The sequence below is a fragment of the Gluconacetobacter liquefaciens genome, from assembly GCF_003350405.1.
In the GTDB taxonomy this organism is placed as follows: Bacteria; Pseudomonadota; Alphaproteobacteria; order Acetobacterales; family Acetobacteraceae; genus Gluconacetobacter; species Gluconacetobacter liquefaciens.
On record NZ_QQAW01000002.1, the window covers coordinates 514,397 to 539,527 of the forward strand.

23 protein-coding genes are annotated in these 25,131 nt (G+C 66.2%); 14 read left to right on the forward strand and 9 right to left on the reverse strand.

Translation table 11 applies throughout. From position 1 onward, the window contains the following. Position 1: 1 nt before the first annotated feature. Positions 2 to 412 (reverse strand): hypothetical protein, encoded by a 411-nt coding sequence (locus tag C7453_RS05595; protein WP_114726685.1) that lies wholly within the window; start codon positions 410 to 412, stop codon positions 2 to 4. Positions 413 to 562: 150 nt separating this feature from the next. On the opposite strand from C7453_RS05595, the gene C7453_RS05600 reads away from it, so the two are divergent. The 11 genes from C7453_RS05600 to C7453_RS05650 all read left to right on the forward strand — a co-directional run bounded on the left by C7453_RS05600 (position 563) and on the right by C7453_RS05650 (position 14,382). After that, positions 563 to 1,093: a chemotaxis protein CheW gene (locus C7453_RS05600; RefSeq protein ID WP_114726524.1), complete on the forward strand. Its 531-nt coding sequence runs from the start codon at positions 563 to 565 to the stop codon at positions 1,091 to 1,093. Beyond that, positions 1,086 to 2,474: a CheR family methyltransferase gene (locus tag C7453_RS05605; RefSeq protein WP_114726525.1), complete on the forward strand. Its 1,389-nt coding sequence runs from the start codon at positions 1,086 to 1,088 to the stop codon at positions 2,472 to 2,474. Before C7453_RS05600 ends, C7453_RS05605 begins: the two co-directional genes overlap by 8 nt. Before the next feature lie 14 nt (positions 2,475 to 2,488). Beyond that, positions 2,489 to 3,034, forward strand: coding sequence for a chemotaxis protein CheW (locus tag C7453_RS05610; protein WP_114726526.1), 546 nt, complete (start codon positions 2,489 to 2,491; stop codon positions 3,032 to 3,034). 6 nt (positions 3,035 to 3,040) lie between these two features. Beyond that, positions 3,041 to 4,723 carry a methyl-accepting chemotaxis protein gene (locus C7453_RS05615; RefSeq protein ID WP_114726527.1) on the forward strand — a complete coding sequence of 561 codons (1,683 nt, stop codon included), beginning with the start codon at positions 3,041 to 3,043 and terminating at the stop codon, positions 4,721 to 4,723. Between the two features lie 9 nt (positions 4,724 to 4,732). Then, positions 4,733 to 6,832 (forward strand): hybrid sensor histidine kinase/response regulator, encoded by a 2,100-nt coding sequence (locus tag C7453_RS05620; protein ID WP_114726528.1) that lies wholly within the window; start codon positions 4,733 to 4,735, stop codon positions 6,830 to 6,832. After that, complete coding sequence (locus C7453_RS05625; protein WP_114726529.1) at positions 6,829 to 7,917, forward strand: chemotaxis protein CheB; 1,089 nt, start codon at positions 6,829 to 6,831, stop codon at positions 7,915 to 7,917. The genes C7453_RS05620 and C7453_RS05625 overlap by 4 nt, the downstream gene beginning before the upstream one ends. Next, a complete protein-coding gene (locus C7453_RS05630) occupies positions 7,917 to 9,800 on the forward strand; it encodes a response regulator (protein ID WP_114726530.1) in 1,884 nt (627 codons plus the stop codon). The genes C7453_RS05625 and C7453_RS05630 overlap by 1 nt, the downstream gene beginning before the upstream one ends. Further along, positions 9,797 to 11,734 carry a response regulator gene (locus C7453_RS05635; protein WP_114726531.1) on the forward strand — a complete coding sequence of 646 codons (1,938 nt, stop codon included), beginning with the start codon at positions 9,797 to 9,799 and terminating at the stop codon, positions 11,732 to 11,734. Before C7453_RS05630 ends, C7453_RS05635 begins: the two co-directional genes overlap by 4 nt. 47 nt (positions 11,735 to 11,781) lie before the next feature. Continuing rightward, positions 11,782 to 12,372: an ATP-dependent protease subunit HslV gene (hslV, locus tag C7453_RS05640; RefSeq protein ID WP_114726532.1), complete on the forward strand. Its 591-nt coding sequence runs from the start codon at positions 11,782 to 11,784 to the stop codon at positions 12,370 to 12,372. Then, positions 12,372 to 13,688 (forward strand): ATP-dependent protease ATPase subunit HslU, encoded by a 1,317-nt coding sequence (gene hslU, locus C7453_RS05645; RefSeq protein WP_114726533.1) that lies wholly within the window; start codon positions 12,372 to 12,374, stop codon positions 13,686 to 13,688. The genes hslV and hslU overlap by 1 nt, the downstream gene beginning before the upstream one ends. 250 nt (positions 13,689 to 13,938) lie before the next feature. After that, the gene (locus C7453_RS05650; RefSeq protein ID WP_114726534.1) at positions 13,939 to 14,382 is read left to right on the forward strand and encodes a SufE family protein; all 444 of its coding nucleotides are present in this window, start codon (positions 13,939 to 13,941) and stop codon (positions 14,380 to 14,382) included. Between the two features lie 50 nt (positions 14,383 to 14,432). Here C7453_RS05650 and C7453_RS05655 read toward each other — a convergent pair whose 3' ends face one another. After that, positions 14,433 to 15,350, reverse strand: a complete 918-nt coding sequence (locus tag C7453_RS05655) for a DUF2272 domain-containing protein (protein WP_174787909.1) — start codon at positions 15,348 to 15,350, stop codon at positions 14,433 to 14,435. A gap of 328 nt (positions 15,351 to 15,678) precedes the next feature. Here C7453_RS05655 and C7453_RS05660 point away from each other — a divergent pair, with 328 nt between their 5' ends. Beyond that, positions 15,679 to 16,662, forward strand: a complete 984-nt coding sequence (locus C7453_RS05660; RefSeq protein WP_114726535.1) for an aldo/keto reductase — start codon at positions 15,679 to 15,681, stop codon at positions 16,660 to 16,662. A gap of 35 nt (positions 16,663 to 16,697) precedes the next feature. Here the strand turns inward: C7453_RS05660 and C7453_RS05665 are convergent, their stop codons facing one another. Further along, a complete protein-coding gene (locus tag C7453_RS05665) occupies positions 16,698 to 17,132 on the reverse strand; it encodes a Fur family transcriptional regulator (RefSeq protein WP_245948817.1) in 435 nt (144 codons plus the stop codon). A 410-nt stretch (positions 17,133 to 17,542) separates the two neighbouring features. Between C7453_RS05665 and C7453_RS05670 the strand changes: the two genes are divergently transcribed. Continuing rightward, positions 17,543 to 19,825 (forward strand): TonB-dependent receptor, encoded by a 2,283-nt coding sequence (locus C7453_RS05670; protein WP_114726537.1) that lies wholly within the window; start codon positions 17,543 to 17,545, stop codon positions 19,823 to 19,825. On the opposite strand, the gene C7453_RS05675 is transcribed toward C7453_RS05670, so the two are convergent. Genes C7453_RS05675 through C7453_RS05680 form a run of 3 tightly spaced genes read right to left on the reverse strand, consistent with a single transcriptional unit; the run spans position 19,815 to position 21,815 of the window. Continuing rightward, on the reverse strand, positions 19,815 to 20,798 hold the full coding sequence (locus C7453_RS05675; RefSeq protein ID WP_245948819.1) for a sensor histidine kinase: 984 nt from the start codon (positions 20,796 to 20,798) through the stop codon (positions 19,815 to 19,817). The two genes, C7453_RS05670 and C7453_RS05675, sit on opposite strands and share 11 nt — an antisense overlap. Further along, positions 20,795 to 21,202, reverse strand: a complete 408-nt coding sequence (locus tag C7453_RS19310; protein ID WP_245948820.1) for a hypothetical protein — start codon at positions 21,200 to 21,202, stop codon at positions 20,795 to 20,797. Before C7453_RS19310 ends, C7453_RS05675 begins: the two co-directional genes overlap by 4 nt. A 1-nt stretch (position 21,203) precedes the next feature. Beyond that, positions 21,204 to 21,815 (reverse strand): winged helix-turn-helix domain-containing protein, encoded by a 612-nt coding sequence (locus C7453_RS05680; protein WP_245948821.1) that lies wholly within the window; start codon positions 21,813 to 21,815, stop codon positions 21,204 to 21,206. On the opposite strand from C7453_RS05680, the gene C7453_RS19315 reads away from it, so the two are divergent. After that, entirely contained in the window at positions 21,804 to 21,950 is a 147-nt protein-coding gene (locus tag C7453_RS19315) for a hypothetical protein (protein WP_245948823.1), read from the forward strand. The genes C7453_RS05680 and C7453_RS19315 overlap by 12 nt on opposite strands. Before the next feature lie 288 nt (positions 21,951 to 22,238). On the opposite strand, the gene C7453_RS05685 is transcribed toward C7453_RS19315, so the two are convergent. Genes C7453_RS05685 through C7453_RS05695 form a run of 3 tightly spaced genes read right to left on the reverse strand, consistent with a single transcriptional unit; the run spans position 22,239 to position 24,990 of the window. Then, positions 22,239 to 22,829: a LutC/YkgG family protein gene (locus C7453_RS05685; RefSeq protein WP_114726538.1), complete on the reverse strand. Its 591-nt coding sequence runs from the start codon at positions 22,827 to 22,829 to the stop codon at positions 22,239 to 22,241. Continuing rightward, a complete protein-coding gene (locus C7453_RS05690; RefSeq protein ID WP_114726539.1) occupies positions 22,826 to 24,250 on the reverse strand; it encodes a lactate utilization protein B in 1,425 nt (474 codons plus the stop codon). The genes C7453_RS05685 and C7453_RS05690 overlap by 4 nt, the downstream gene beginning before the upstream one ends. After that, complete coding sequence (locus tag C7453_RS05695) at positions 24,247 to 24,990, reverse strand: (Fe-S)-binding protein (RefSeq protein WP_114726688.1); 744 nt, start codon at positions 24,988 to 24,990, stop codon at positions 24,247 to 24,249. The genes C7453_RS05690 and C7453_RS05695 overlap by 4 nt, the downstream gene beginning before the upstream one ends. Positions 24,991 to 25,131 lie beyond the last annotated feature (141 nt).

The window sequence follows — 25,131 nt, forward strand, 5'->3', positions numbered from 1 at the left end:
GTCACATCTCGCGCGCCGCGACGGCGGCGAGCGTGGCGCAGAGGGCAGCCGCCGCCATCATCAGCAGCCCGTCGGTGACCAGCGAAGCGGCCGTGACGATATGCGAACCGACGACGATCTGGTGCGGGATGGTGCCGGCGACGTGGGTGACGATGTCGCGCGTCTGCGGATCGGCGGCGGCGGCGCTGGTGCCGATGGCGCCGGCGATATGCGGGAGCGCGCTCCAGCCCACGCCCAGGATCAGGACCAGCGGGGCCAGGAGTTCCGTGACCTGCTGGACGAAATAGAAAAGCCCGTAGAAGACGGCGCAGATCGCTACACGCGCGATGCGGGCGATGGGGAAGCGCGACTGTCCTTCCGCGCGGGGCGGGAGGAACCGGTCGGTGGCGCGGTCCGAATTGAAACTGTCCATGACGGTCGGATCTCCGGCGGCGGCTGTGGCGCGCCCGATCTGCCGGGAACGCATCCCTGCCGGAGGTAGCCGTCACTTGTATTAAATGCAATCTTCGGGGAGAAAAGGACGCAGGAAACGCGCCGGAAAGGCATTGCCGGACCGGCTCGGATGGAAGGCAGCAAAGCCCCCGTGTCAGTGGCCGTCGTCATCTTCCGTCTTGTGGATACGTGCTATGGCCTGCCCGCGCCTGCGGTGCGGGAATGCATGTCCATGCCGGCGCTCGTTCGCCCTGCCGGGACCCCCGCGCCAGTGCTGGGATTTTTTCGCCTGGGTGCCGAAGGGGTGGTCGCGATCGATCTTGCGGCGTTGCTGGGCCTGCGGAACTGGAGCGTGCCGGACGATGACGCGATGCTGTATCGCCCCCTTCTGCTCTGTGGCCCGGCCGCTGGGGTGAAGGTGGCCTTCATGGTCGACAGCGTGCTGGATGTGCGGCAGATGGCGGGAGCCGTGACGGCATTGCCCGCCGAGGGCGTGCCCGCTGGCGGCTGGCTGACGGGGGAAGTCGAACTGGCCGGAGGAATGACCGCCTTGCTGATGGACCCGGACCGGCTGCTGATGGAACGTGAGCGGCGGCGGATCGAGTCCCTGGCCCTGGATGCGGCCTTGCGCGACGCCCTGTGGGAGCGTGCGGATGGCTGACCGGCAGCGCGCCCTCGAACGGCTGGCCACCCGGATCGTCGCGCGGACCGGGCTGCATTATTACGCCGACAAGATGGACCTGCTGGAAATGGTGCTGCTGCGGCGCATGGATGCGTGCGGCTGTGCCCGGCCGATGGATTACCTGTCGCTGCTTTCGGACGATGCGGCGGGCGAGGCCGAGTGGCGGGCGCTGGAATCGGCCGTGACGATCGGCGAGACGTTCTTCTTCCGCTATGCCGAGCAGTTCCATGCGCTGGAACGCACGATCCTGCCCGACCTGATCACCCGGCTGCGCCCGCTGCGTACGATCCGGATCTGGAGCGTGGGCTGTTCCAACGGTGCCGAACCGTATTCGCTGGCCATCCTGATGCGGCGCCTGCTGCGGATGCGGGGCGAGCAGGACTGGACCGTCGACATCCTGGGTACCGATATCAGCGAACAGGCGCTGGAGCGGGCGCGTGCCGCCGAATATGGCGCATGGTCTCTGCGCGATGTCGGTGCCTCGGAACGGCGGCAATGGTTTCGCCCCGCCGCGTGTGGGCGGCATTGGATCCTTCGCGACGTGTTTCGCCGGATGGTCCGCTTCGAATACGGAAACATCATGGACCTGCCTTCGGGCGGGGGGCCGGCGGGGCCGTTCGACCTGATCCTCTGCCGCAACGTGCTGCTTTATTTCGAGGAGACGCGGGCGCTGGACCTGATGCGGGCGCTGGCGGGCCGGCTGTCGCCACCGGGGTGGCTGCTGCTGGGCCATTCGGACCCGATCGGCGAATGCGGCGGCGTTCTGGAAACGGTGACGTTTGCCGGCACGGTGGCGTTCCGGGTGGCGGGCTCTCGCCAGGGGCCGGCCGCGCCGCGCCGCTGCGTGCTCTCCCGGTCGCCAGATCCACGGCCTGCCGTGCCGGTGCCGCGCCCTCCGGCGCGGGAGAATGCGCCCGATATCGTTGCCCGCGCGGATGCGGGGCTGGCACGGGCGGAGGTGCGGGCGCTGGCCGATCGCGGCGCGGTGGCCGAGGCGCGGGCCTGCTGCGGCGCGGCGCTGGCGCTGCATCCGCTGGATGCGGGGCTGCATTTTCTCTCCGCCGTGCTGGCGGAGGATGCCGGGGCCGCCGGGGAGGAGTTCCGGCGCACGCTCTATCTGGATCGCGAGCACATCATGGCGCATGTCCATCTCGCCCGGCTGTTGCGGGATGCCGGGCAGGTGGACGAGGCTGAACGGATGATGCGGCAGGCGCGGGCCCTGCTGCATCGTCTGCCGCCTGCTGCGCCGGTTCCCGATGGGGATGGCCTGACGGTTGTCGGTTTGCTGCGGCTGGTTGGCGGGGATGGCGACGACGTGGCTGAAGCCGGGCCGTTGCTGCTGGCGCGGAGCGTGTTCTGAGCGGTCGCGGTTTCATGCCCACGCCGAATGAGGCAGGGGACGGTGCCGCCGGGGGCGCGGATGGCTATGCCCGCCGGGTGATGGCGGAGCGGGCGCGGCTGCTGGCCGCGCGTGGGCAGACGCCGAGGGACGATGCGGGGCGGCGCGCGGCGGTGATCCTGGATGTGGGCGGGCAAGGCCATGCCATCGACCTGCATCATGTGCTGCGCATGACCGAACCAGCCTGGAGCGCCATGCCCAGGCGCCCGGACTGCCCGGCGGCGGTGCGGGGTGTCTTTGGCCATGTCGGCCATCTGTATACAGTGATGGATCTGTCGGTTCTGCTGGGCGGGGCGCCGATGGAGCATGCGGGGGCGATGGCGTTGCTGCGCCCGGTGGCCGGCCTGCCGGTGGCGCGGATCGCGCTGCTGGCCGGGCGGACGCTGGGCGTGGACGATGTTGTGGACGCACCTGCCGCCGTCTCCGTACCCGGTCACCCGATGGCGGCCCTGCCGGACGGGCGGCTGGTCGCGGTGCTCGATCCTGCCCGCCTGTTTGCCGCGCGTTCATTCGGAGTCTGACCTGTCGTGACAATCGCCAATCGTCTTCTGTTCGGGTTTCTGGTCGGCGTGATGCTGATGGTGTCGATCGGCGTTTATGCGCTGGGGCAGATCCGCAATGTCCGCGACGAGATGACGGTGATCGTGACCCGCGACCTGCTGGTCTATCGGCATCTGAACCATCTGCGGGTGCTGGAGAACGATCTGGTCGCGCGGCGGCTGTCGATCCTGTCGCATTATTACGCGCGGGATTACCAGAAGGAGCCGGCGAAGCTGGATGCCGCGATCGCGGACTGGACCGGGATCGACCGGCAGGCCGAGGATACGCTGGTGCAGGCGCTGGCCGCCGCCAGCCAGGCGGACGACGAAGCGCGGATCGACGCGCGGCGCGCGATGTTCGCCACCATTTCGACCCGCCTGCGCGAGGCGCTGGACCAGGCGCGGCAGAATGCCGAGGCGGCGTCGGACCTGTTCGCGGCGATCCGGCAGGGCGACGATGGCGCGGTGCGCCAGCAATCGGCGCGTTCGGACACGCGCGACCAGACCATCGACCGGTTGATCTCGGAGGCCGGGACCACGCTGGATGGCGGGGTGCAGGCCGGAGAGACGCAGAGCAGCGCGCTGTATGAATTCAGTCGCCGGTCGTTGATCCTGGGACTGACGGTGGCGGTGATCGTGGCGCTGATCGTGACCTTCTGGACCCGGCGCTCGATCCTGGCCCCGCTGGCGGCGCTGATGCGGGTGATGGAACTGGTGGGGCAGGGGGACCTGTCCACCCATGTGGCGGGCGGCGGGTCCGGCGGGGGACGGGACGAGTTCGAGCGGCTGGCCAGCGGCCTGAACCGGATGATCGACGGCCTGCGCGAGATCGCGCAGCAGAGTCGGGACGCCACGCGCAACCTCGATGCGGCGGTGGCCGATATCCGCGCCTCCGCCCAGCAGCAGGCGGCGAGCGTGGAGGAGCAGTTCGCGGCGGTGCAGGAGACGGCGGCGACGGTGGACCAGATCACCCATTCCGGCGCGCAGATCAGCAAGCGGGCGCGGGAGGTGATCTCGTCGGCCGAGACCATCGTCCATAGTTCGGCCAGCGGGCTGGAGGCGGTGGAGGAGACCGCGCGGGCCATGGAGCGCACGCAGGAAGGCGCCGAGGCCGTGGCGTCGAACATCGTCGCGCTGTCGGAGCGGACGGATGCGATCAGCGAAATCATCACCGCCGTCAACGATCTTTCGGAACGCTCGCACCTGCTGGCGCTGAATGCGGCCATCGAGGCCGCCGCCGCGGGCGAGCACGGGCGGTCGTTCGCCGTGGTGGCGGCCGAGATGAAGATTCTGGCGGACCAGTCGCGCGATGCCACCCAGCATGTGCGTTCGATCCTGGGCGACATCCAGCGCGGCATCAACACCTCGGTGATGCTGACGGAAGAGGCGGTGAAGCGCGTTTCGGCCGGCAAGGAGCGGACGGATATCGCCTATCGCACCATCGAGCGGATGACGGGTGGCATCGAGGAAGGGGTGAATGCCTTCCAGCAGATCGTCGCCTCGACCAACCAGCAACAGATCGGCATCGAGCAGGTGATGACCGCGTTGCAGAGCATCCGCCAGGCCAGCCAGCAGACGGCGGCGGGAACCCGCAACCTGGAAGCCTCGGCCAGCAATCTGGGCAGTCTCTCGCACCAGCTTCTGGCCATTTCCGCCCGTTACCGGACCTGACGGCCGGCCGTGGAGGCTCTGCGACAGGAACTTCTGGCGGTCTTCGATGCCGAATATCGCGACCATCTGCGGGTGGTGCGCGATATTCTGGCTGCGGGCCCGCTGGATGGGCGCGGGATCAGCGAGATTTTCCGGCGCGTGCATTCGCTGAAGGGGGCGGCCCGCGTCGTCGAGCGCGCAGATATCGAGACCATCGCCCACGCGCTTGAGAGCCGGCTGTTCGGGCTGCTGGACGGGCAGCAGTCGGTGACGGCGGAGGATCTGACGGCCATCGGCACGGCGATGGACCAGATCGACGCCCGCATGCAGGATGTCGGGGAGCCTCCGGCCGAGCCTGAGCCGGGGGCGGTGAGCCCGCCGGCGCGCGAGGAGCCGGCCGACAGCTATGTGCAGGTGCCGGTATCGCGCCTCGATGCGCTGGTCGGCGTGGTGCACGACATGATGGGCATCGCCGAGCGGCAGGAGCGGTTGTGGGCGGATCTGGAGGATCTGACCGCCACAGCCGCGCGGCGGGTGGGGCCGGCCACCGATCCGGCGGTGGAACTGGCGCGGCTGACCCGTGCGCTGTCCGCCCTTTCGCGCGAGCGCGGGCGGATCGCGGGGCAGGCCGACCGGGCCATGATGCGGTTGGACGAGGAGGTGCGGGCGGTGACGCTGGTGCCGGCCGGGACGGTTTTCGGGTCGTTGACCGGCATGGTGCGGCAGATTGCGCGCGAGCATGGCGGCGGCGAGGTGACGGTGCGCCTGCTGGGCATGGAGGTGCGGGCCGACCGGCGGGTGATGCAGGCGCTGCGCGACCCGGTGATCCATCTGCTGCGCAATGCCATTATCCATGGGCTGGAAAGCCCGGCCCGGCGGCAGGCTGAGGGCAAGCCGGCGGAGCCGGTGCTGACGCTGTCGGTGCGGATGCTGGGCGTGCGGCTGCTGGTATCGGTCAGCGATGACGGGCGGGGGCCGGACCTGGAGGCGATTGCCGCGCGGGCGGTGCGCCAGGGTTTGATGCAGCCGGATGATCCGCGCCTGCCCGAGACATTGCTGGGCATGGTGTTCGCGCCCGGCTTTTCCACCAGGGTGGCGGCCGACCGGATTGCGGGACGGGGGATGGGCCTGTCGGTGGTGGCGGAGGCCGCGCGGGCCTTGCAGGGCTCGGTCCGCATGGAAGCGGGCAGCCCGTGGGGGACGGTGGTGACGATGGCCGTGCCGGTCTCGCGCCGGCAGCGCACGACGCTGGTGGTCGAGGCCGGGGAGATGACGGTCGGGCTGCCGGGTCGGGTGATCGAGCGGTTGACGCGGGTGCGGCAGGCCGATGTGCGCATGGTCGATGGCCGGGCCTGTTTCGCCCTGGATCGGCGGCGGGTTGCAGCGGGCGGCGGGGCCGGCGCGGCCGTGCTGGTGCCGGTGGCACCGTTGGCTGCCTTCCTCGGGCAGCCGGATGCGGCGCTGCCGGTGCATGACGGGGCATTGTCGGTCGTGGTGCTGGGCATGGCGGATGGCGGGTGTTGCGGGTTTGCCGTCGATCGGATGCGGGAGGTGCGGACCCTGCATATTTCCGACGCGGAGGCGGTGGGGCTGGACAGTGAATTGATCCCCGGCGTCGGCTGGCCGCGGGGCGATCGGCCAGTCTTCGTGCTCAGCCCCGATACGCTGCTGGAGCGGTGGCAGAAGGCGGGGGCGACCGGCGGGCATTTCGCCGGGGCCGACGATGCGGTGCCGGAGGGCGGGGGGCTGGCGCCCCGGCAGGTGCCGACCGTTCTGGTGGTTGACGATTCGATTACCACACGGACTCTCCAGAAGACGATCCTCCAGACCCACGGCTATGATGTTCTGCTGGCGACGGATGGCGTCGAGGCGCTGTCGTTGCTGCACCGGTCGTCGCGCCGGATCGACGTGATTGTGACGGACGTGGAGATGCCGCGGATGGATGGTTTCGCATTGCTGGACGCGGTCAGGTCCGACCCGCGCCTTTCGCGGATTCCGGTGGTGCTGATGACGTCGCGCAATGAGGAAGCCGATATACGGCGCGGACTGGAAGGCGGAGCACGGGCCTACGTGACCAAGCAGGGATTCGAGCAGGGAGAATTGCTGGACATCATCCGGGGCGTACTGTGACCGGCGGGGCCGGGCCGCGCGTCCGGGTGTTGGTCGTGGAGGATTCGGCGGTGGTCCGGCATGTGCTGGTGCGGCTGATCCGCGATGATCCACGGCTTGAACTGCTGGAAGCGGTGGAAACGGCGGAGGAAGCGCTGCGCCTTGTGCCGATGCTGCGGCCCGACGTGATTTCGATGGACGTGCGGCTGCCCGGCATGGACGGGCTGGAAGCCACGCGGCGCATCATGGCCGAGTGTCCGACGCCGATCGTGATCGTCAGCGATTCCTCGACCGATCCGGCGTTGCGGATTTCGATGAACGCGCTGCGCTCCGGCGCGCTGTCGGTGGTGCAGAAGCCGGCCGGCTGGCCGGTCGACGCCGCCGGAGGGGCGGCGATCGCGACCCAGCTTTACATCATGAGCCAGGTGCCGGTGATCCGGCATCGGGTGCGTTATGGCACGGTCGCGCCGGTTGAGGGGGATGTGCTGCCGCCGCCGCGCCTGCGGCCGCGTCTGGTCGGCATGGCGGCCTCGACCGGCGGGCCGCAGGCCTTTGCCCATATCATGGGGGCATTGCCGACCACGTTCCCCTGGCCGATCCTGCTGGTGCAGCATATGGGCACGGGGTTCATGGAAGGGTTCGCCGCCTGGCTCGATACCCAGACGAAGCTGTCGGTCGGGCTGGCCCGGCAGGGGGAAATCATGCGGCCGGGGCATGTTTATGTCGCGCCGGCCGAAACGCATCTGACGCTCGGGCTTGGCGACGAGGTCCGGTTGGTGAATGCGCCGCCGGTGGCCGGACAGCGGCCTTCGGCGACCGCTCTGTTCACCTCCATGGCGCGGGTGGGGGCCGGGGCGATCGGCATCCTGCTGACCGGCATGGGTGAGGATGGGGCGATCGGGCTGCGCGATCTGCGCCGGGCGGGAGGATATACCATCGCCGAGGACCGGAGCACGTCGATCGTGCATGGAATGCCGGGGGCGGCCGAGCGGCTGGGTGGCGTGTCGATCAGCCTGCCGCTGGGGCAGATCGCGCCGCATCTGGTTGCTGTCGCGTCGGCCGCAGCACCCCTGCCGGCGGTGGCCGGGATGGAAGGGCGGGCGTGATGAACGACGCCTCCGAAGGGCCGCCGACGCTGCTGCTGGTCGAGGATTCCGACACCCAGGCGTTGCGGATACGTCGGATGCTGGAAGGCCATGGCTTCGCGGTGACGCGGGTGGCCAGCGGCGAGGCCGCGCTGGATACGCTGGATACGCGGATACCGGACCTGGTAGTGGCCGATTACCATCTGCCGGGGATGAATGGCGGGCAGATGGCGCGCCAGCTCCGCATGAGTGCCGCCACCCGCATGATCCCGGTGCTGATGCTGACCGAGGGCGGCGAGCCGGGTCTGGAGCGCGAGGGGCTGGAGAGCGGCGCCGACGCCTATGTGCCCAAATCGGCCGAGCCGGATCTGATCGTCTTTCGCATCCGCGCGCTGCTGCGCGAGGGGGCGGGCACGGGGGGCGGGCAGCGAGATGCCAGCCCGCTGTTTCGTCGTGCGCGGATCCTGATCGTTGGGGGCGAAGGCGCGCGCGAGGGCGTGGTGGCGGGGCTGGCCGCCCTGATGCGCAACGACGGGCATGATGTGACGGTGATCGGGTCGCCCGGCGCGATGGTGCGGGACGACTGGTTCGACCCCGTGCGCGCGCCGGACTGCGTGGTGGTCGATCTGGTGTCCGACCGGTTCGACGGCATCGCCTTCTGCCAGGCGCTGGACGATCTGCGGCAGGATGTAGTGGTGGCGGGCGGTGGGGCGCCGCGCATTCTGGGCCTGAGCGGGCCAGGCGCGGCGCGGGGGTTTTTTCCTGCCCGGGCGTTCGAGGCGGGTGTGGATGATATCGTGGCCGACGATATCGAGCCCGATGTGCTGGCGTTGCGGATTCGTGCGCTGGTGCGGCGCAAGCTGTTGCAGGACGATGTGCGGCGCATCGAGTTGGACCGGCAGGCGCGCGAGATCGCGGTGGAGGCCGCGCGGGCCGAGGCGGCGGCGATTGCCTCCAAAGCCTCGCTGGCCGAGGCGCTGGAGCAGGCGAATGCCGAACTGGCCGATGCCAATCGCCGGCTGATCGAAACCCAGGGCAAGCTGGTGCAGACCGCCAAGATGGCCTCGCTGGGTGAACTGGTGGCGGGCATCGCGCATGAGATCAACAATCCGCTGGCCTTTATCCTGGCGCACAAGGAGACGGTGGCGCGGCTGCTGGCGCGGGTGATTGCCGAGGATGAGGTGGCCGGGGACGCGGATGGCGAGCGGCATGCCACGCTGATGAAGTGCCGCGATCGCGTCGGCTCGATGAGTCTGGGGCTGCGGCGGATCCAGAACCTGGTGCTGAACCTGCGGAAATTCTCGCGGCTCGACGAGGGGCTGTTCCAGGTGATCGACGTGCCCGAGGCGCTGGAGACGGTGCTGGCGCTGCTGACGCAGAAATTCGGCAACCTGATCGTGGTGGAACGGGATTATCGCGCGCCCGAGCGCCTGTACTGCCAGTCCGCGTTGCTGAACCAGGTGATGATGAACATCATCAGCAACGCGGCCGATGCGATCCATTCCATGCTAGAGGAGGCGGGGCAGGGTGGCGATCCGGCGGGGCCGGCGCGGGGAGTGATCAGGATCGGTACCGAATTGCGGGTGAGCGAGGCGACGGGCGAACAATCCTATGTCTTCATCGTGACGGATAACGGACCGGGCATTCCGCCTGAGGTGAAGGAGCGGATCTTCGAGCCGTTCTTCACCACCAAGCCGGTCGGGGCGGGAACGGGGCTGGGGCTGGCCATCGCCTATAGTGTGGTGCAGGCCCATCATGGGACGATTACGATCGCCGATGCGGTGCAGGGCACCGGGGGTGCCAATGGAGGACGGGGAAGCGTGTTTACCATTTCGGTGCCGTGGCAGCCGCATTTCGAGGCGATGGCCGAGCCTGCCCGTGGCGTGACGGAGATGCAGGCGTGACCGATCGCCCCGTTGTGCTGCTGGTGGATGACGAGCCTGAGATCCTGGTGGCACTGACCGATCTGCTGGAGGATGATTTTACCATCCTCTCGACCACCTCGCCGGTGGAGGCGCTGAATATCCTGGCCGGGCGGCGCGATGTCGACGTTATCGTGTCGGACCAGCGCATGCCCGAGATGGGGGGCGACGTGATGCTGGCGCGGGCGCGGGGGTTGTGCGACGCGCAGGCGATCCTGCTGACCGGGTATGCCGATATCGGCGCGGTGGCCGCCGCGCTGAACCAGGGGCGGATCTCGTTCTATTCGCACAAGCCCTGGGATGGGGATGCGCTGCGCGCGATGGTGGTGCAGGCGGCGCATCGCCACAAGCTGGAAGGCGAATTGCAGACCGAGCGGATGCTGTTGCGGGGGCTGCTGGGGAACCTGCGCGCGGGGCTGGCCTTCAAGGACCCGGACGGGCGGTTTATCCGCATCAATCGCAAGGCGGCCGCTTTCTATGGCCGGGACGAGACCGATTGTCTTGGACGGCGGGAGGAGGACCTTTCCGACCCCGTTTTGCTGCCGGCGGTGCGTGCGGCCGAGGTAAGGCTGGAGGCCGAGGGGCGGGACGAGGAAGTGATGTCCGTGCCCGGTCCTGGCGGCAGCGTGACGTGGCGGGAGTTTACCCGTGCGCAACTGGGGGTGAACAGTCGGGGCGAGGCCTATTCGGTCCTGATCAATCGGGACATCACCCGGCAGCGGGAGATGGAAGCCCGCCTGCGCCAGGCGGAAAAAATGCAGGCGCTTGGCACCATGGCCGGTGGAATCGCCCATGATTTCAATAATCTGCTGACGGCGGTGCTGGGGTCTCTGGAACTGGCCGTCGATATGGGCGAGGGGCTGGACGACCGCACGACCCATCTGCTGGACAATGCGATGGGCGCGGCACGGCGCGGCGCCGACCTGACGCGGCGGCTGCTGAATTTCAGCCGCCCACGGGATCTGAGCCTGCAGCCGGTCGATGTGAACGCCCTGTTGCGCGGCCTGCATGACCTGCTGGTGCAGGGGGTGACCGCGCGTCGGCGCGAGGGGCCGGCGTCGCGCGCGCCGGTCGAGATCGTGATCGAGGCGATGGACCCGGCCGGGGACGTGCCGATGGTGCGGACCGATGCCGGGCAACTGGAACTGGCGCTGCTGAATCTGTGCCTGAATGCCAGCGATGCCATGCCGGATGGCGGCATGATCATGTTGTCGACGCATGTTGCGCGGCTGGAAGCGCCTGTGGTGGAAGGCGACCTGCCGCAGCATGACCTGCCGGAAGGCACCTATGTGGTGGTGTCAGTGGCCGACCAGGGTACCGGCATGGCGCCGGAGACGCTGGCGCGGATCTTCGAGCCGTTCTTCACGACCAAGGATGTTGGTCGAGGAACCGGGCTCGGCCTGTCGATGATCTATGGGTTCGTGCGGCATGCCGGGGGCGATGTGCGGGTGACCAGTGCGCCGGGGCAGGGGACGCGGGTGGATCTGTACCTGCCGGTCCATCGGTGCCCAGCGGCGGCACTCGACCGGCCGGAGGTGTTGGTGCATCGGCCTGTCCGCAAGGGGTTGCGGGTGCTGGTGGTGGATGACGAGGATACGGTCAGGACCGTGACGGCCGGTTTTCTGCGCGGCATGGGGCATGAGGCGATCGAGGCGCCGGGTGGGGACGAGGCGCTGGCGCGGATCGGCGCGATGGCGCCGCATCAGCCCGACCTGGTGGTGCTGGACGTCATGATGCCGAAAATGGGCGGCGAAGAGGCGGCGCGCCGGATCGGGGCGCTGTGTCCTGACACGCGGATCCTGTTCCTGACCGGGTATGCCGACAAGGCTGCGCTGCCCGAGGATGCGCTGGTGCTGCGCAAGCCGTTCACGCAGGCGGAATTGTCGGGGCATGTCGCCCGCGCGATGGGTGGATGATGGGGCGGCTCTTGTCCTGAGGCGCGAACGGCCTATTTCTGTCAGTCATGCAGAACTTACACGCGACCCCCCATGATCCAGTCGGCTGGCATGGAACGACGATCCTGTGCGTGCGACGCGGCGCGCAGGTGGCAATGGCCGGTGACGGGCAGGTGACGCTGGGCGCCACCGTCATCAAGGGCAATGCGCGCAAGGTGCGGCGGATCGGACCGGCGGGCACCATCCTGGCCGGGTTTGCCGGCGCCACCGCCGATGCCTTTACCCTGCTGGAACGGCTGGAGGCCAAGCTGGAGCGGTTTCCCAACCAGCTTGAGCGCGCCTGTGTCGAACTGGCCAAGGATTGGCGAACCGACCGCTACCTGCGCCGGCTGGAGGCGATGATGGCGGTGGCCGACATCGAGCGTTCCTTTACGCTGACCGGCAATGGCGACGTGCTGGAACCTGAGGATGGCATCATCGCCATCGGTTCGGGCGGTAACTACGCCCTGTCGGCCGCGCGGGCGCTGGCGGGGGTCGACGGTCTGTCGGCTGCCGAGATCGCGCGGCGGGCGATGCAGATCGCCGGCGAGATCTGTGTCTATACCAACCATTCGGTGATCCTGGAGACGCTGGGCGAGAAGGGCGGGGAGAACGCATGATGGATATTCCCAACCATTCCCCGCGCGAGATCGTCTCGGAACTCGATCGCTTCATCATCGGCCAGGGCGATGCCAAGCGCGCGGTGGCCATTGCGCTGCGCAATCGCTGGCGGCGGGCGCAGTTGCCCGACGGCATGCGCGACGAGGTGGTGCCCAAGAACATCCTGATGATCGGGCCGACCGGCTGCGGCAAGACCGAGATCGCCCGGCGGCTGGCACGGTTGGCCCAGGCGCCGTTCCTGAAAGTGGAGGCGACCAAGTTTACCGAGGTCGGGTATGTGGGCCGCGATGTGGAGAGCATCGTGCGCGATCTGGTCGAGGTATCGCTGAACATGCTGCGCGACCTGCGGCGGCGCGACGTGCAGGCGCGGGCCGAGCAGGCGGCGGAGAACCGGCTGGTCGATGCGCTGGTGGGCGAGGGGGCATCCGCCGACACCAAGGGCAAGTTCCGCCGCATGCTGCGTGCCGGCGAACTGGAGGAGAAGGAGGTCGAGATTTCGGTCGCCGATGCCCAGAGCGGCCCGAGCATGGGCGAGATGCCCAACATGCAGCCTGGTACCGTCATCAATTTCTCCGACATGATGAAGGGGTTGATGAACCGTGTGCCGCAGCGCCGGAAGATGACCGTGGCGGCGGCGCGCGAGGCGCTGACGCGCGAGGAAGCCGACAAGATGCTGGACAACGACGCCCTGGTCGGCGAGGCCGTGGCGCATGCTCAGGATCATGGCATCGTGTTTCTCGACGAGATCGACAAGGTATGTGCGCGGTCGTCGGAAAGTGGGTTCCGGGGTGGAGATGTCTCGCGCGAAGGGGTGCAGCGCGATCTGCTGCCGCTGATCGAGGGGACGACGGTTTCGACCAAATACGGGCCGGTGAAGACGGACCATATCCTGTTCATCGCCTCCGGCGCGTTCCATATCGCCAAGCCGTCGGACCTGCTGCCGGAATTGCAGGGGCGGTTGCCGATCCGCGTGGAGCTTTCACCGCTGACGCGCGAGGATCTGCGGCGTATCCTGACCGAGCCGGAACATTCGCTGCTGAAGCAATATACGGCGTTGCTGGGGACCGAGGGGCTGGATCTCGATTTCTCGGACGACGCGGTGGATGCGTTGGCGGAACTGGCTGCCGACATCAACGAGCGGGTCGAGAATATCGGTGCGCGGCGGCTGGCGACGGTGCTGGAGAAGTTGCTGGAGGAGGTGTCCTTCACGGCGGCGGATCGCTCCGGCCAGACCGTGCGGATCACCGCCGCCGATGTGCGCGACCGGGTGGAGCCGCTGGCCAGCAAGGGCGACCTCAGCCGCTTCATCCTCTGAGTTTGTGGCCGTAAACGCGCGCTGGCGGCGATCCGGCGCGCGTTTCCTGTGCTGCGATGCTCACGGCCGGTAAGGCCGCTCCGTTTCGGTGCTCGGAAACGCAGGCCGGGCGTGCCGCTATGCGGCACTCTCGCGCGCCAGCCCACGTTTCCGGCCACAAACCAGGTGCCGGGAGGGGTGGGCTTCTAGCAGGTGAGGATGTGTTTTAGTCTGTGCCCGTTCATTTGCTTATTCTTGTCAGGTAGCTTTGATGACTGATCCTTTCGTCCTCCCCCAGGATGCGACCGCCGCTGCCGCGATTGCGGCGATCGGGGAGGAACTGGACCTCTTCGATGACTGGATGCAACGCTACCAGTACATCATCGAACTGGGCCGCACGATGCCGCCCTTTCCCGCCGAATGGACGAATGATGCCCATCGCGTGCCGGGTTGCCAGAGCCAGGTATGGCTGGAAATGACCGATCGCGACGGTGTGCTGTTCTTTGCCGGTGCGTCGGATGCCGCCATCGTCTCGGGCCTGGTGGCGCTGCTGCTGCGGGTCTATTCGGGGCGGAGTGCCGAGGAAATCCTGGCGACCGATTCCGGCTTCCTGCGTGATCTGGGGCTGGTGCAGGCGCTTTCGACCAATCGTGGCAACGGGGTCGAGGCGATGGCGCGCGCCATCCGGCATGCGGCCGCGCAGGTCGCTCCCTGAGCAGAAGGGGTCTGGCGACCCGGCGTCGAGGCCGGGTCTCGCGCACAGCCTTACTGGCGGTCGGCTGATTCGGCGTCGGCGTCGTACAGCACTTGCAGCACCACGCACCAGGGGTAGCGTGGATCGTAGCTGTGCCCGGTAGGGTCGGCCAGTTTGCCGTCCGCGCCGACCGGGACGTGGGTGAGGGCCACCGCGTCGTCGACATTGCCGCCGATGATGCTGATCTGGTGGCCGAAGGGCTGCCCGTTCTGATTGGTGGCGACGACGATGCCGCAATGGGCCGGGAAACCATATCGGGTCGGCAGGTCGGCGAAGCGGACCGATTTGCTCGCTCCCCGCCCGACGCAGATCAGGTCGCCCAGCGCCGGGGCGTAGGAGGCTGGGTCGCGGGCGCGGACGCCGCTTTCGGTGCCGGCGGCGGCGGCGTTGATGTAGGTGGAATGATTCGGCGAATAGGCGAAGCGGCCGTTCGCGCCCGCGACCCGCATGACGTAGGAAATGAAGGCCGCCGACCAGGCGAACATGCCGTCATGGACGTAGTCGGTGATCGCGCCTTCAGTATTGTGCTTGCCGGTCCATGCGACCTCGCTTTCGCCCGGGTCCTGGCCGATCCACCAATATTCGCCCACGCGCTGCCACAGGCCGGGCATGCGTTCCGGCTTGACGGTCGCGCTGGTGGCCTCGGGGCGCTGTTCGGGGTCGTCGTCATTCACCGGTTGGCCGAACAGCCGCCATTCCCGCATCGCGATCGCCGCCACGTCCTGGCGGGTGAACGGTTCGAAGTTTCGGCTGGCGAAGTCGGGTACGTGGTCGTCCACCACCAGCGCGCCCTGGCCGGCGGCGTATTGCGCCGATGGCGTGTGGGCCGGCTGTGAGGAGGGATAACGGGGGGCGCAGGCGGCGAGGAGCGCCAGGGGGGCCATCAGGGTGATCGTGCGTGATACCGTCGGGGCGACCTTGCACGGCATTGCTTCGCTTCTCCATTCAGCGCGGGCCGGTCGTGTCGCGCGCGAGACGCCGGCACCCTACCCATAGGACGCGACGCAGGATGGGGAAAGAGGCGGCGTTGCGGGGCGGGGCCGCGCGACGCTTCCGTTCACGGCAAAGATAACAAGATGAAATGCTTTTTCATTGTCCTGCGATCGGTTCGGGTGCCGGATGGAACGCGACGGCTCGACCGTCGCTTGCATACGAGGGAAAGACTTGGCCGGGGTGCTCGCGCGCTCCGGTCCTTTTTTGCGTGCTTTCCCGATTGCTGAGTCCGCTCTCCAAAGGGTGGGCAGGAAGGAGCATTTCATGCCGATGGAAACCATTGCCGTCTCGGGCATTCCCTTTCCGGTCTCGCGCATTGCGCTGGGTACGTGGGCGATCGGCGGGTGGATGTGGGGCGGGGCCGACGACCGCCAGGCCATTGCCACGATCCATGAGGCGCTGGATCTGGGAATCAGCTTGATCGATACCGCGCCGGTCTACGGGTTCGGCCATTCCGAGGAAGTTGTGGGGGAGGCGCTGGTTGGACGGCGCGACAAGGTGGCCATTGCCACCAAGGTCGGGCTGGACTGGAAGGATGGCAAGCCGTTCCGCAACAGTTCCGCCGCGCGTATCCGCCAGGAAATCGAGGATTCGCTGCGCCGGCTGCGTACCGACCGGATCGACCTCTACCAGATCCACTGGCCGGACCCGGCCGTGCCGCTGGACGAGACGGCTCGGGTGCTGGAGGACCTGCACCGCGAGGGCAAGGTGCTGGCGCTGGGGGTGAGCAATTTTTCCGTCGCGCAGATGGAGCAGTTCAGCGCCGTGGCGCCGCTGGCGGCCGTGCAGCCGCCTTATAACCTGTTCGAGCGCGCGATCGAGGACGATATCCTGCCCTGGTCGGCCGCGCATGGTCTGGCCGTGCTGGCCTATGGACCGCTTTGCCGGGGGCTGCTGTCGGGCAGGATGACTGCGGCGAGCCATTTCGGCAGCGACGATCTGCGCAGTGCCGATCCGAAATTCCAGGCGCCGCGCTTTGCGCAGTATCTGGCGGCGGTGGCGGCGCTGGAGGCGTTCGCGAAGGAGCGGTTCGGGCGTTCGGTGCTGGCGCTGGCGATCCGCTGGGTGCTGGATCAGGGGCCGACCATCGCGCTGTGGGGCGCACGCAAGCCCGAGCAGATCGCGGGGATCGACCAGGCGTGCGGGTGGACGCTGTCGGCGGCGGACAAGGTGGAAATCGACCGTATTCTGGCGGCACATATCACCGATCCGGTGGGCCCGGAATTCATGGCGCCACCGGGCGGCTGAGATCGGGGGGCGTCTGATCCGGTTGACCTGCCCGTTCAGACAGAACGGGCAGGGGAGGTCGGGTCGGCGAGCGCCGTGACGGTGATGGAGGCTTCCTGGATGGCGAAGCCTCGGCGTGCGACGAGGCGCCTGAGAAGGGCCGTCACTTCCGGATCGTCGCATGGTGTGACCGTTCCGGTGTCGGCGTCGACAAAAAGAATTGCGGACGATGTGTCCTGCGCCGGTACCAGGTCGTACTGCCAGGCACGGTCGATGCCGACATGGCGGTGTAGCACGCCCAGACCGACCATCATGTTTAGCGTGCGCTGCAGGGATGTCGGGCTGGGAGCATGACCTTCCGTCATGGCCAGAAGGGTCCGCCAGATATCGACGGCGGTTGCGCTGCTTCCAGCCTCCAGCACCCCATGCAAGACGACGCGGCGCAGATCCGTCATCTTCATGCCGGCCTCGCGGCAGCGGTGTTCGAGCATGCACACCTGCCTGTGGCTGGCCCCCATGCCGCGGCGGATCTGATGAATATCAGCCGCGGAGCGGCGATGTTGGGGAAAGCGCGACATAATGGCCGTCCTTGTCGTCATGGATGCGGAGATGCCGCTATGGCGTATGGTCCGGACAGGCATGAAGCGATGGACGCCGTGCAGCCGAGCGGGTTCTTCTGCCGAACTATCGAAGAACGCGAGAAAAGATCATGCGTATTGTTCGCCTGGGTCAAGCCCATGGTGAATGCTCATAAGTATTGCATATGCACGGACATTATCATGTGACCCTATAAATGCGAATGCGTCGCGCAATTAACAATTCCCAATGTTGCATGAAAGGCGTTTACCCGGTGATGTCTCGATTATAGGAATGCGAAGCATTATCAATATCGAGGCAAAGCATGTTGAGTTCATGGCGCGTTCGGCGCATGTGGTCGTATTCGTTCGTCATTACCTGCCTGGCGGGTACCGCGCTGGATGGGCGTGCCTACGCTGCGGCGCAGGACGATCGGGAACCCCCCCCGATTTCGGGACAGAAAACCACGGTGAGGGCAGGTGCCAAGGCGAAACCGGTGGTGGACGGCGTGCAGGGGCGGCGACCGGACGGCCAGGAACATCTGATGGTCTGGGGCAAGACGCATGCACAATTGACGGGTCGTTCGTCGAACCGGAAATATACGGCGTCATTGCTCGATACGCCGCGCTCGGTCTCGGTCGTGACCCAGGAGCAGATGAAGCTGGTGAACGCGACCTCGTTCGAAGAAGCCATGCGGACGGTGCCGGGGGTGAGTTTTCGGGGTGGAGATGCTTATGCCATACCTGGAGGAAATTATCCGGTCATTCGTGGCTTTGGTTCGTACAGCAACATGTTCATCGACGGGTTGCGTGATAGCGGGGTGAGCCAGCGCGAAGTGTTCGATGTGGAGGAGATGGAGGTACTCAAGGGGCCGGGGTCGGTCTATGGTGGTCGTGGCGGCCTTGGCGGGCAGATCAACATCACGACGAAGAAGGCGCAATTGGGAAACCTGACGTCAGGGCAGATCGGTTTCGGCACTGCCGCGTACAAGCGTGGGACGGTTGATATCAACCGTCAGATCGGATCGAGCACCGCGTTTCGTCTTAATGCCATGGGGGATGACGGGAATACCGCCGGGCGCGGTCCGATCGGGCAGCATAAATGGGGTGTGGCGCCCTCGGTGTCCTTCGGACTTGGAACGTCGACCCGGCTGACGATGGGATATTACCATCTCTATTCATTCGGTATGCCGGATTATTCTGCTCCCTACAGCAAAGTCACGCATGAGCCGCTTGCGATCCCGCGCGGCAAGGTTCTGGGCCTGGAAGACCGGGATTTCGAGCGGAGTACGACGGATCTCGGTCAGATCATTCTGGAGCGGGATCTGTGGCACGATTTCGTGTTTCGCAACACGCTTCAGTGGACCAGCACCCAGTTCGATTACATTGCCACCAATCCGCAATGGCAGAGTACGTCGGCGGCCAACCAGAACATTCTGCTGGAAGCGAAATCGGGCAGGTTCCATACGGATAATTTTCAGGAACAGGCGATGATATCGGGGTCGTTCGACACCGGGCCGGTTCATCATGCGATCAATACGGGCATCGAGGTTTCACGCGAGCGGCTGACGCGCAACGAATATTATGTCGTCGATTCGACGGGGCGGAACCTGCGCAATGGCGGCTCATGCGCCGTAGCCTATAACTGCGTGTCGGCGTCGGATCTTGCGAGTTGGAACCCGCATAATCCTTGGACCGGCTCCTACTCGCTGGGCGAGCCGGGCATTGCCCCGCTAAATACCAACGTGACGACGGGTTCGGCCTATGCGTTCGATACGATGAGCATGTTGAACGATCATCTGCTGATCAATGGCGGGGTGCGGTTCGACCGTTTCATGACCTCGGCGGTGCAGGGCAATCTGGGGCTGAGCAATAACCAGAGTTTCATCAATTACCAGGCCGGTGCCGTCTATAAGCCGATCAAGCCTGTCAGCCTCTATTTTTCCTATGCCACGGCGTCCAATCCCGTCGGGGTCGATGCCGGGGCGGATGGCCAGATTGCCCTTTCGACGGCCAACAACAAACTTGCGCCGCAGAACGGCAGAAATATCGAAGTGGGGGCGAAGGCAGAACTGTTCGGCGGCCGTTTTTCCGTCACGGGGTCTCTGTTCGATGGCCGCATGACGAATGCGCAGGTTTCCGACGGGTTCGGCAACCAGATCGATGCCGGCACGCAGCGGGTACGCGGCGCCGAGATCAATGTGGCGGGATATATTACGCCGCGCTGGGAGGTGTTCGGCGGCTGGACCTACCTGGACAGTACCGTGCTCGATGGCGGCCCTACGCATGCCAATGTCGGCAAGCGTTTTCCGTATACTCCCGGTAACTCGGTTTCGGTGTGGAGCACGTATCGAATCCTGCCGCACTTCAAGGCTGGCGGCGGCCTGACTTATATGAGCAAGCGTTATACGAATGTGACGAATGCGACCTGGGTGCCCGAATATGTGCGCCTGGACATGGTGGCCGACTATCAGATCACGCGGATGCTGGACTTGCAGGCGAACCTGCAAAATCTTACCAACAAGCGCTACTATGACAGGATCTATACGAACTACTCGCGTATTGCGGCCGGCCGTGCGGTGACGTTCCAGCTCTCTTTCAAGATGTAGCGCCGGGTGCTGTCGGCAAACCGATTTCGCAGCGTAGTCCGGGGTGGTTGTCGGTCAGCCGGATCTGCCCCCCATGGAGCCGGACGATGGCCCGGACCATGCTGAGGCCGAGCCCGGTGCCCGGGACGGAGCGGCTCGCGTCGAGGCGGACCATCTTGCCGAAGACGCGTTCGCGCTCATGGGCCGGAATCCCTGGACCGTCGTCCGCCACGACGAGGGTGATTGCCGCGTCCCGCGTTTCTGCCGAAAGAGAGACCGTCGTGCCGGCAGGTGTGTGATTGAGCGCGTTTTCGACCAGGTTGGCCAGCATCTGGGTCATCAGGACCTGGTTGCCTTCCAGCGTCATATTCCGTTCGGGGGGATGGAGAACAAGTGTCTGTCCCCGGTCTTCGGCAATGGGCCGGTAAAGATCGGTGATGGTGGTCAGCAGGGCATGCACCGAAAGGAGACGACTTTCGGGAACGCGGTCATCCGCTTCGATCTGGGCGAGTTTGAGGAGAGACGAGAAGATTTCGAGGGCTGTGTCGAGATTGTCCCTTGCGCGGGCGACTGTCTCGGCCTGCTGGAACGTGAGGGGGGTCTGGGCGATTTCGTCGAGATGCTGGCCGAGATGGGCGAGGGGGCGGCGCATGTCGTGGGCGATATCGTCGGTAACCTGACGGATGCCGGCGATCAGAACCTCGTTCCTGTCCAGCATGGCGTTGAGGCTGCTTGCAAGGTGATCGAATTCGTCATTCGCGCCGCTGCGGAGGATGCGTTGGGACATGTCGCCGCGCATGATGTGACGGGTGGTACGGTTGATGGCCTCGATCCTGCCCAGGACCAGGCGGCTGAGCACGAGGCCGCCGGCCAGGCCGATCAGGATGAAGAGCAGCGCATTCCATGTGAGCGTCAGCCATAGGTCGTGCCACAGGGCGTCGAGCGGACGCCCATCCATACCGACGAACAGATAGCCGCCATCGTCGAGCTTCAACCCGTATCCGATGACCGGGTGGTGGGTGGGGGGAGGCTGCGATGTGTCCAGGACAGTTTTCTCCAGCCGGTGACCGGGCGGAGGTGCAGCATGTTGCCGACAATGACTGTCTGCCGTGCATCCTGCAGGAGGTAGTAGAAGCCAGGCTCGTTCTGGACAAAGCCTTCGATCACGGGGCGGAGGTGGGAAAGGTCCGCTCCATGGGCGTTCGATATCGCTTCGTCCCGTTCATTGGCTACGCTTTGCCGGATCTGCTGGTTGAGGATCTGGATGCCGTGATAGTTGGACAGGCCCGCGACCGTCATGCCGCTGAGAAAGAAACAACCGGTGAACAGGGCGACGATGCGGAAGGATGAGCTTCGAAAGACCGTAAGCCGTGACGATGCCTGCGTGCCTTGAGGCATTCTATTCCCTTCGCAGCACGTAGCCGCGATTCCTGATCGTGTGGATCAAGGGGGGAGCATCGCGGCCCAGGCGCACCCGCAGGCGGCTGATATGCGATTCCACCAGGTTGGTCCGAAGTGGAAAATCGATATCCCACACGGCTTGCAGCAGCATTGCCTGCGAGATGATGACGCCGGGATGGCGCATGAAATACTCGAGGAGCTTGAGTTCCTGAGCCTGAATGTAGAGCTTGGTTCCGGCGCGATGGACCTCGCGTGCCAGGAGGTCGATCGTGACGTCGGCGAAGCTCAGCCGTGTTGTCCGAAGAGGGTGCTTCGTGCGGCGTAGCAGATTGTCGAGGCGGGCCGTCAGTTCGGAGAGCGAAAAGGGTTTGACCAGATAGTCGTCCGCGCCGTTGCGCAGGCCGGTCACGCGGTCGTGGATGCCGTCCATGGTGGTGAGAAAAAGGACCGGCGTCTGAACGCCTGTGTCGCGCATGTGACCGAGAATGGACAGGCCGTCGAGGCCTGGCAGGCGGCGATCGAGAATGATGCAGTCCCAGTCGCGGGCCAATGCGCGGTCGCGTCCCTGTTGTCCGTCGTGGACGATCGCGAGGTCGATATGCGCCAGCATCGGAGCATCGGCGATGTAACGCGCGGTTTCATGATCGTCTTCGACCAGCAGGACCTGCGGGCGCGGCTGGCCATGTTCTTCGATCATGGCATGCATCGCGCCCCCCTGCCGCACTGGTGGTTTCTGCCAGCCTGATTTCTAACGCAGAGCCGGCTTTGTTTCCATATATGTGCGGAGAAGGGAGCCCTGCCAGAGGACGATGCGTGTCTGCCCGGCTGGCCGGGGCGGTCTGAGAGCCTGACCGAAAATGTGGGCTGGCGAGCGAGAGCGGCCCGTTCTGGGCCGCGCCCGACATGTGTTTCCGAGCATCGGAGCGGAGTGGCCTTGATGGCCATGAGCACCGAAGTGCAGGAAATGCGCGCTGGATTGCCGCCAGCGCGCATTTTCGGTCAGGCTCTGAGGCCCCGGCCGGTTACGATCGTCTTATTCGGGAGCGAAGCAGACGGTCAGGCTGCGGACGCCCTGGGCGCCGCGGATCAGGACGCCCTGGATGTCGGCGGTGGCGGATGGGCCGCTCATGAGGACGCCGTAGCGGGCGGTGTGGAATTCCGGCCGCAGGTAGGCGGTGTGCATATTGGCCGTGATCTGGGCCGGGTCCAGCAGGACCACCATGTGCTGGGTCAGGTGGGCAATGGCGTTGAGGTGAAGCTGGGCTTCGCTGAGGAAGATCGAGCCGGTTTCCGCGATGCCGAAGGCGGCGCGGACGATGGTGACGTCGACCGGTTCGGCGGCCTGCGGGGTGGGCAGGTCCGCGATGCGTACCGTACCGGTGGCCTCGGGCACCAGGGAGCGGATCATCAGGCCCGGCTTGGGGAAGCGCAGGGCGATTGCCTGATCGAGCGTTGCGCCCTGCTGGCGGTCCAGCATCGTCCCGCCCATCTGGAGCAGGCTGGCGCTGAATCGCTCCGGGCTGGCGTCGGCCTCGCCGAGCACGGCCGGCTCGGGGAGCGGGTGGTCGGCCGGAGGAGGGCTGTTGCGGCGCAGGGTTGCCAGAATGCTGTCGCGGGCGCTCATGCCTTTGTCTCCGTCTTCACGGTTTCCGGCGTCGCTCTTCCGGCTGTCGGGCGGTTGCGGCGATACCAGCTATGGAAGGTTTCCTTGACGGGCGCGGGGAGTTCGCGATTCTTGCCCCAGGGATTCAGCCAGTTGTAGAGCGCGAAGCGCGGCAGGGTGCTCAGGGCGGTTTCGGTGCCGTTGATGGCGGCGCGATAGAGTTTGGGCTGGCCCATCAGCTTGCCGGCCATGTGCATGATCTCGCGCTTCACGAACGGCATCTGGTGGTGTTCGACCAGCACCTGGCGCCATTTGTAGAGCTGCTCGTGGATGTTGATCTTGACCGGGCAGACATTGGTGCAACTGCCGTTCATCGTCGAGGCGTAGGGCAGGGTGCTGTATTTGCGCTCGTTGAAGGTGGGGTCGATGATCGCGCCGATCGGGCCGGAATAGACCGCGCCGTAGGACAGGCCGCCCGAGCGGCGATAGACCGGGCAGGTGTTCATGCACGCGCCGCAGCGGATGCATTTGAGCGAGGTCCAGAAATCCGCCATGCCCAGGCGGGCAGAGCGGCCGTTATCGACCAGCACCACATGCATCTCGCTGCCATCCTGCGGGCCGCGGAAATGGCTGGTATATTGGGTGATGGGCGAGCCGAGCGCGCTGCGCGACAGCAGGCGGATGAACACACCGAGGTCTGCCATGCGGGGGACGACGCGCTCGATGCCGATGGTGGCGATATGCACGCCCGGCACGGTCGCGCTGAGGTCCGCATTGCCCTCGTTGGTGCAGACGACGAAGGTGCCGGTTTCGGCCACGAAGAAATTGCCGCCGGTCATGCCCGCGTCGGCATGCAGGATGACCGGGCGGGCGGCCAGGCGCTGCGCCTCGGCCAACTGGTGCGGGTCGTCGGCGTTGGGGTCGGTGCCGTAGGAGCGGGCGAAGATGCGCGCCACGTCGCTGGTCAGCTTGTGGACCGAAGGCACGACGATGTGGCTGGGCAACTGGTCGTCGAGCTGCTGGATGCGCTCGCCGAGGTCGGTCTCGGTGACTGTGACGCCGCGCGCCGCCAGGTAGGGGCGGAGGTCGCATTCCTCGGTGACCATCGACTTGCTCTTGATGAGCGTCTTGGCGCCGCGTGCTTCCAGGATTTCGCCGACGATGCGGTTATGGTCGGCGCCGTCGGCCGCCCAGTGGACGTGGATGCCGTTGCTTTTGGCGTTGCGCTCGAATTCCTCGAGATAATCGGCGAGGTTCGCCAGCGCGTGTTCCTTGATGGCGGAGGCGCGGCTGCGCAGGTCCTGCCATTCGGGCAGAAGGTGCATCTGGGCGTCGCGCTTCTGGCGCATGTCCCACAGCCTGGCATCGTGGAAGTCCAGATGCGGCTTGTCGGCGATGAAGGCGACGGCGGCAGCGGCGTGGTTGACGGGCTTTTCCTTCATTGCCGGGCTCCGTTCAGGATTTCAGCGATGTGAATGAAGCGGATGTCGACCCGGTTGCGTTCGGCGCAGCCCTGCTGGTGCATCATGCATGAGGAATCGGCCGAGACGATATATTCGGCGCCCGCGTGGAAATGATCGCGGACCTTGTCCAGGCCCATGCGGGCGGACACGGCTTCTTCCGTGACCGAGAAGGTGCCGCCGAAGCCGCAGCATTCGTCGGGCCTTGCCGGGGTGGCGAAGCGGATGCCCTTGACGCCCGAGAGGAGGGTCATGGGCTTGGAGAAGGCGGGTTCGCCCAGTTCCGACATGCTGGCGGTGCGGAGCGCGCGCAGGGACGAGCAACTGTTATGCAGGCCGACCGTGTGGGGAAATTCCGCCCACGGGAAATCGCGCACCTTCAGCACGTCGTGCAGGAATTCGACCAGTTCGTAGGTGTTGGCGCGGACATGGCGTACCGCGTCGGTCTGTTCGATCGCGTCGAAATGCGAGCGGACGTGATGGGTGCAGCTTCCCGACGGCATCACGATGGCGTCGAAACCCGAGAACAACTTGACGAACAGGGCTTCGGCCGCCGCCGAATCCGACACGCAGCCGGCGTTGGTCATCGGCTGGCCGCAGCAGGTCTGCTCGGTAGGGTAGGTGACGTCCTGCCCCAGCCGTTCCAGCAGTTCGAGTGTCGCGATCCCGACGCCGGGATAGAAGGCGTCGATATAACACGGCACGAACAGGCCTATTTTCATTCCCATCGGGTCTTTTCCCTCGGCGCCGCCGCTTGTGCGGGCTCTTGTGTGCGGACCATTCGGTCTTCTGAGTTTTCGGACAGCATCTTGTTATAACAAGATGCCGGGCGGACTCAACCGGGGGATTTCGCAGGGGGCGTG

What these genes read in the sequence shown, in the direction of transcription:
- C7453_RS05680 (WP_245948821.1), bottom strand. Translation starts at nt 21,815, where the DNA reads ATGCTGGCGCATATCGACCTCGCGATCGTCCACGACGGACAACAGGGA.
- C7453_RS05660 (WP_114726535.1), top strand. Translation starts at nt 15,679, where the DNA reads ATGCCGATGGAAACCATTGCCGTCTCGGGCATTCCCTTTCCGGTCTCG.
- C7453_RS05630 (WP_114726530.1), top strand. Translation starts at nt 7,917, where the DNA reads ATGAACGACGCCTCCGAAGGGCCGCCGACGCTGCTGCTGGTCGAGGAT.
- C7453_RS05595 (WP_114726685.1), bottom strand. Translation starts at nt 412, where the DNA reads ATGGACAGTTTCAATTCGGACCGCGCCACCGACCGGTTCCTCCCGCCC.
- C7453_RS05670 (WP_114726537.1), top strand. Translation starts at nt 17,543, where the DNA reads ATGTTGAGTTCATGGCGCGTTCGGCGCATGTGGTCGTATTCGTTCGTC.
- C7453_RS05600 (WP_114726524.1), top strand. Translation starts at nt 563, where the DNA reads ATGGAAGGCAGCAAAGCCCCCGTGTCAGTGGCCGTCGTCATCTTCCGT.
- C7453_RS05655 (WP_174787909.1), bottom strand. Translation starts at nt 15,350, where the DNA reads ATGCCGTGCAAGGTCGCCCCGACGGTATCACGCACGATCACCCTGATG.
- C7453_RS19310 (WP_245948820.1), bottom strand. Translation starts at nt 21,202, where the DNA reads ATGCCTCAAGGCACGCAGGCATCGTCACGGCTTACGGTCTTTCGAAGC.
- C7453_RS19315 (WP_245948823.1), top strand. Translation starts at nt 21,804, where the DNA reads ATGCGCCAGCATCGGAGCATCGGCGATGTAACGCGCGGTTTCATGATC.
- hslV (WP_114726532.1), top strand. Translation starts at nt 11,782, where the DNA reads ATGCAGAACTTACACGCGACCCCCCATGATCCAGTCGGCTGGCATGGA.
- C7453_RS05605 (WP_114726525.1), top strand. Translation starts at nt 1,086, where the DNA reads ATGGCTGACCGGCAGCGCGCCCTCGAACGGCTGGCCACCCGGATCGTC.
- C7453_RS05695 (WP_114726688.1), bottom strand. Translation starts at nt 24,990, where the DNA reads ATGAAAATAGGCCTGTTCGTGCCGTGTTATATCGACGCCTTCTATCCC.
- C7453_RS05685 (WP_114726538.1), bottom strand. Translation starts at nt 22,829, where the DNA reads ATGAGCGCCCGCGACAGCATTCTGGCAACCCTGCGCCGCAACAGCCCT.
- C7453_RS05650 (WP_114726534.1), top strand. Translation starts at nt 13,939, where the DNA reads ATGACTGATCCTTTCGTCCTCCCCCAGGATGCGACCGCCGCTGCCGCG.
- C7453_RS05690 (WP_114726539.1), bottom strand. Translation starts at nt 24,250, where the DNA reads ATGAAGGAAAAGCCCGTCAACCACGCCGCTGCCGCCGTCGCCTTCATC.
- hslU (WP_114726533.1), top strand. Translation starts at nt 12,372, where the DNA reads ATGGATATTCCCAACCATTCCCCGCGCGAGATCGTCTCGGAACTCGAT.
- C7453_RS05665 (WP_245948817.1), bottom strand. Translation starts at nt 17,132, where the DNA reads ATGCTCGAACACCGCTGCCGCGAGGCCGGCATGAAGATGACGGATCTG.
- C7453_RS05610 (WP_114726526.1), top strand. Translation starts at nt 2,489, where the DNA reads ATGCCCACGCCGAATGAGGCAGGGGACGGTGCCGCCGGGGGCGCGGAT.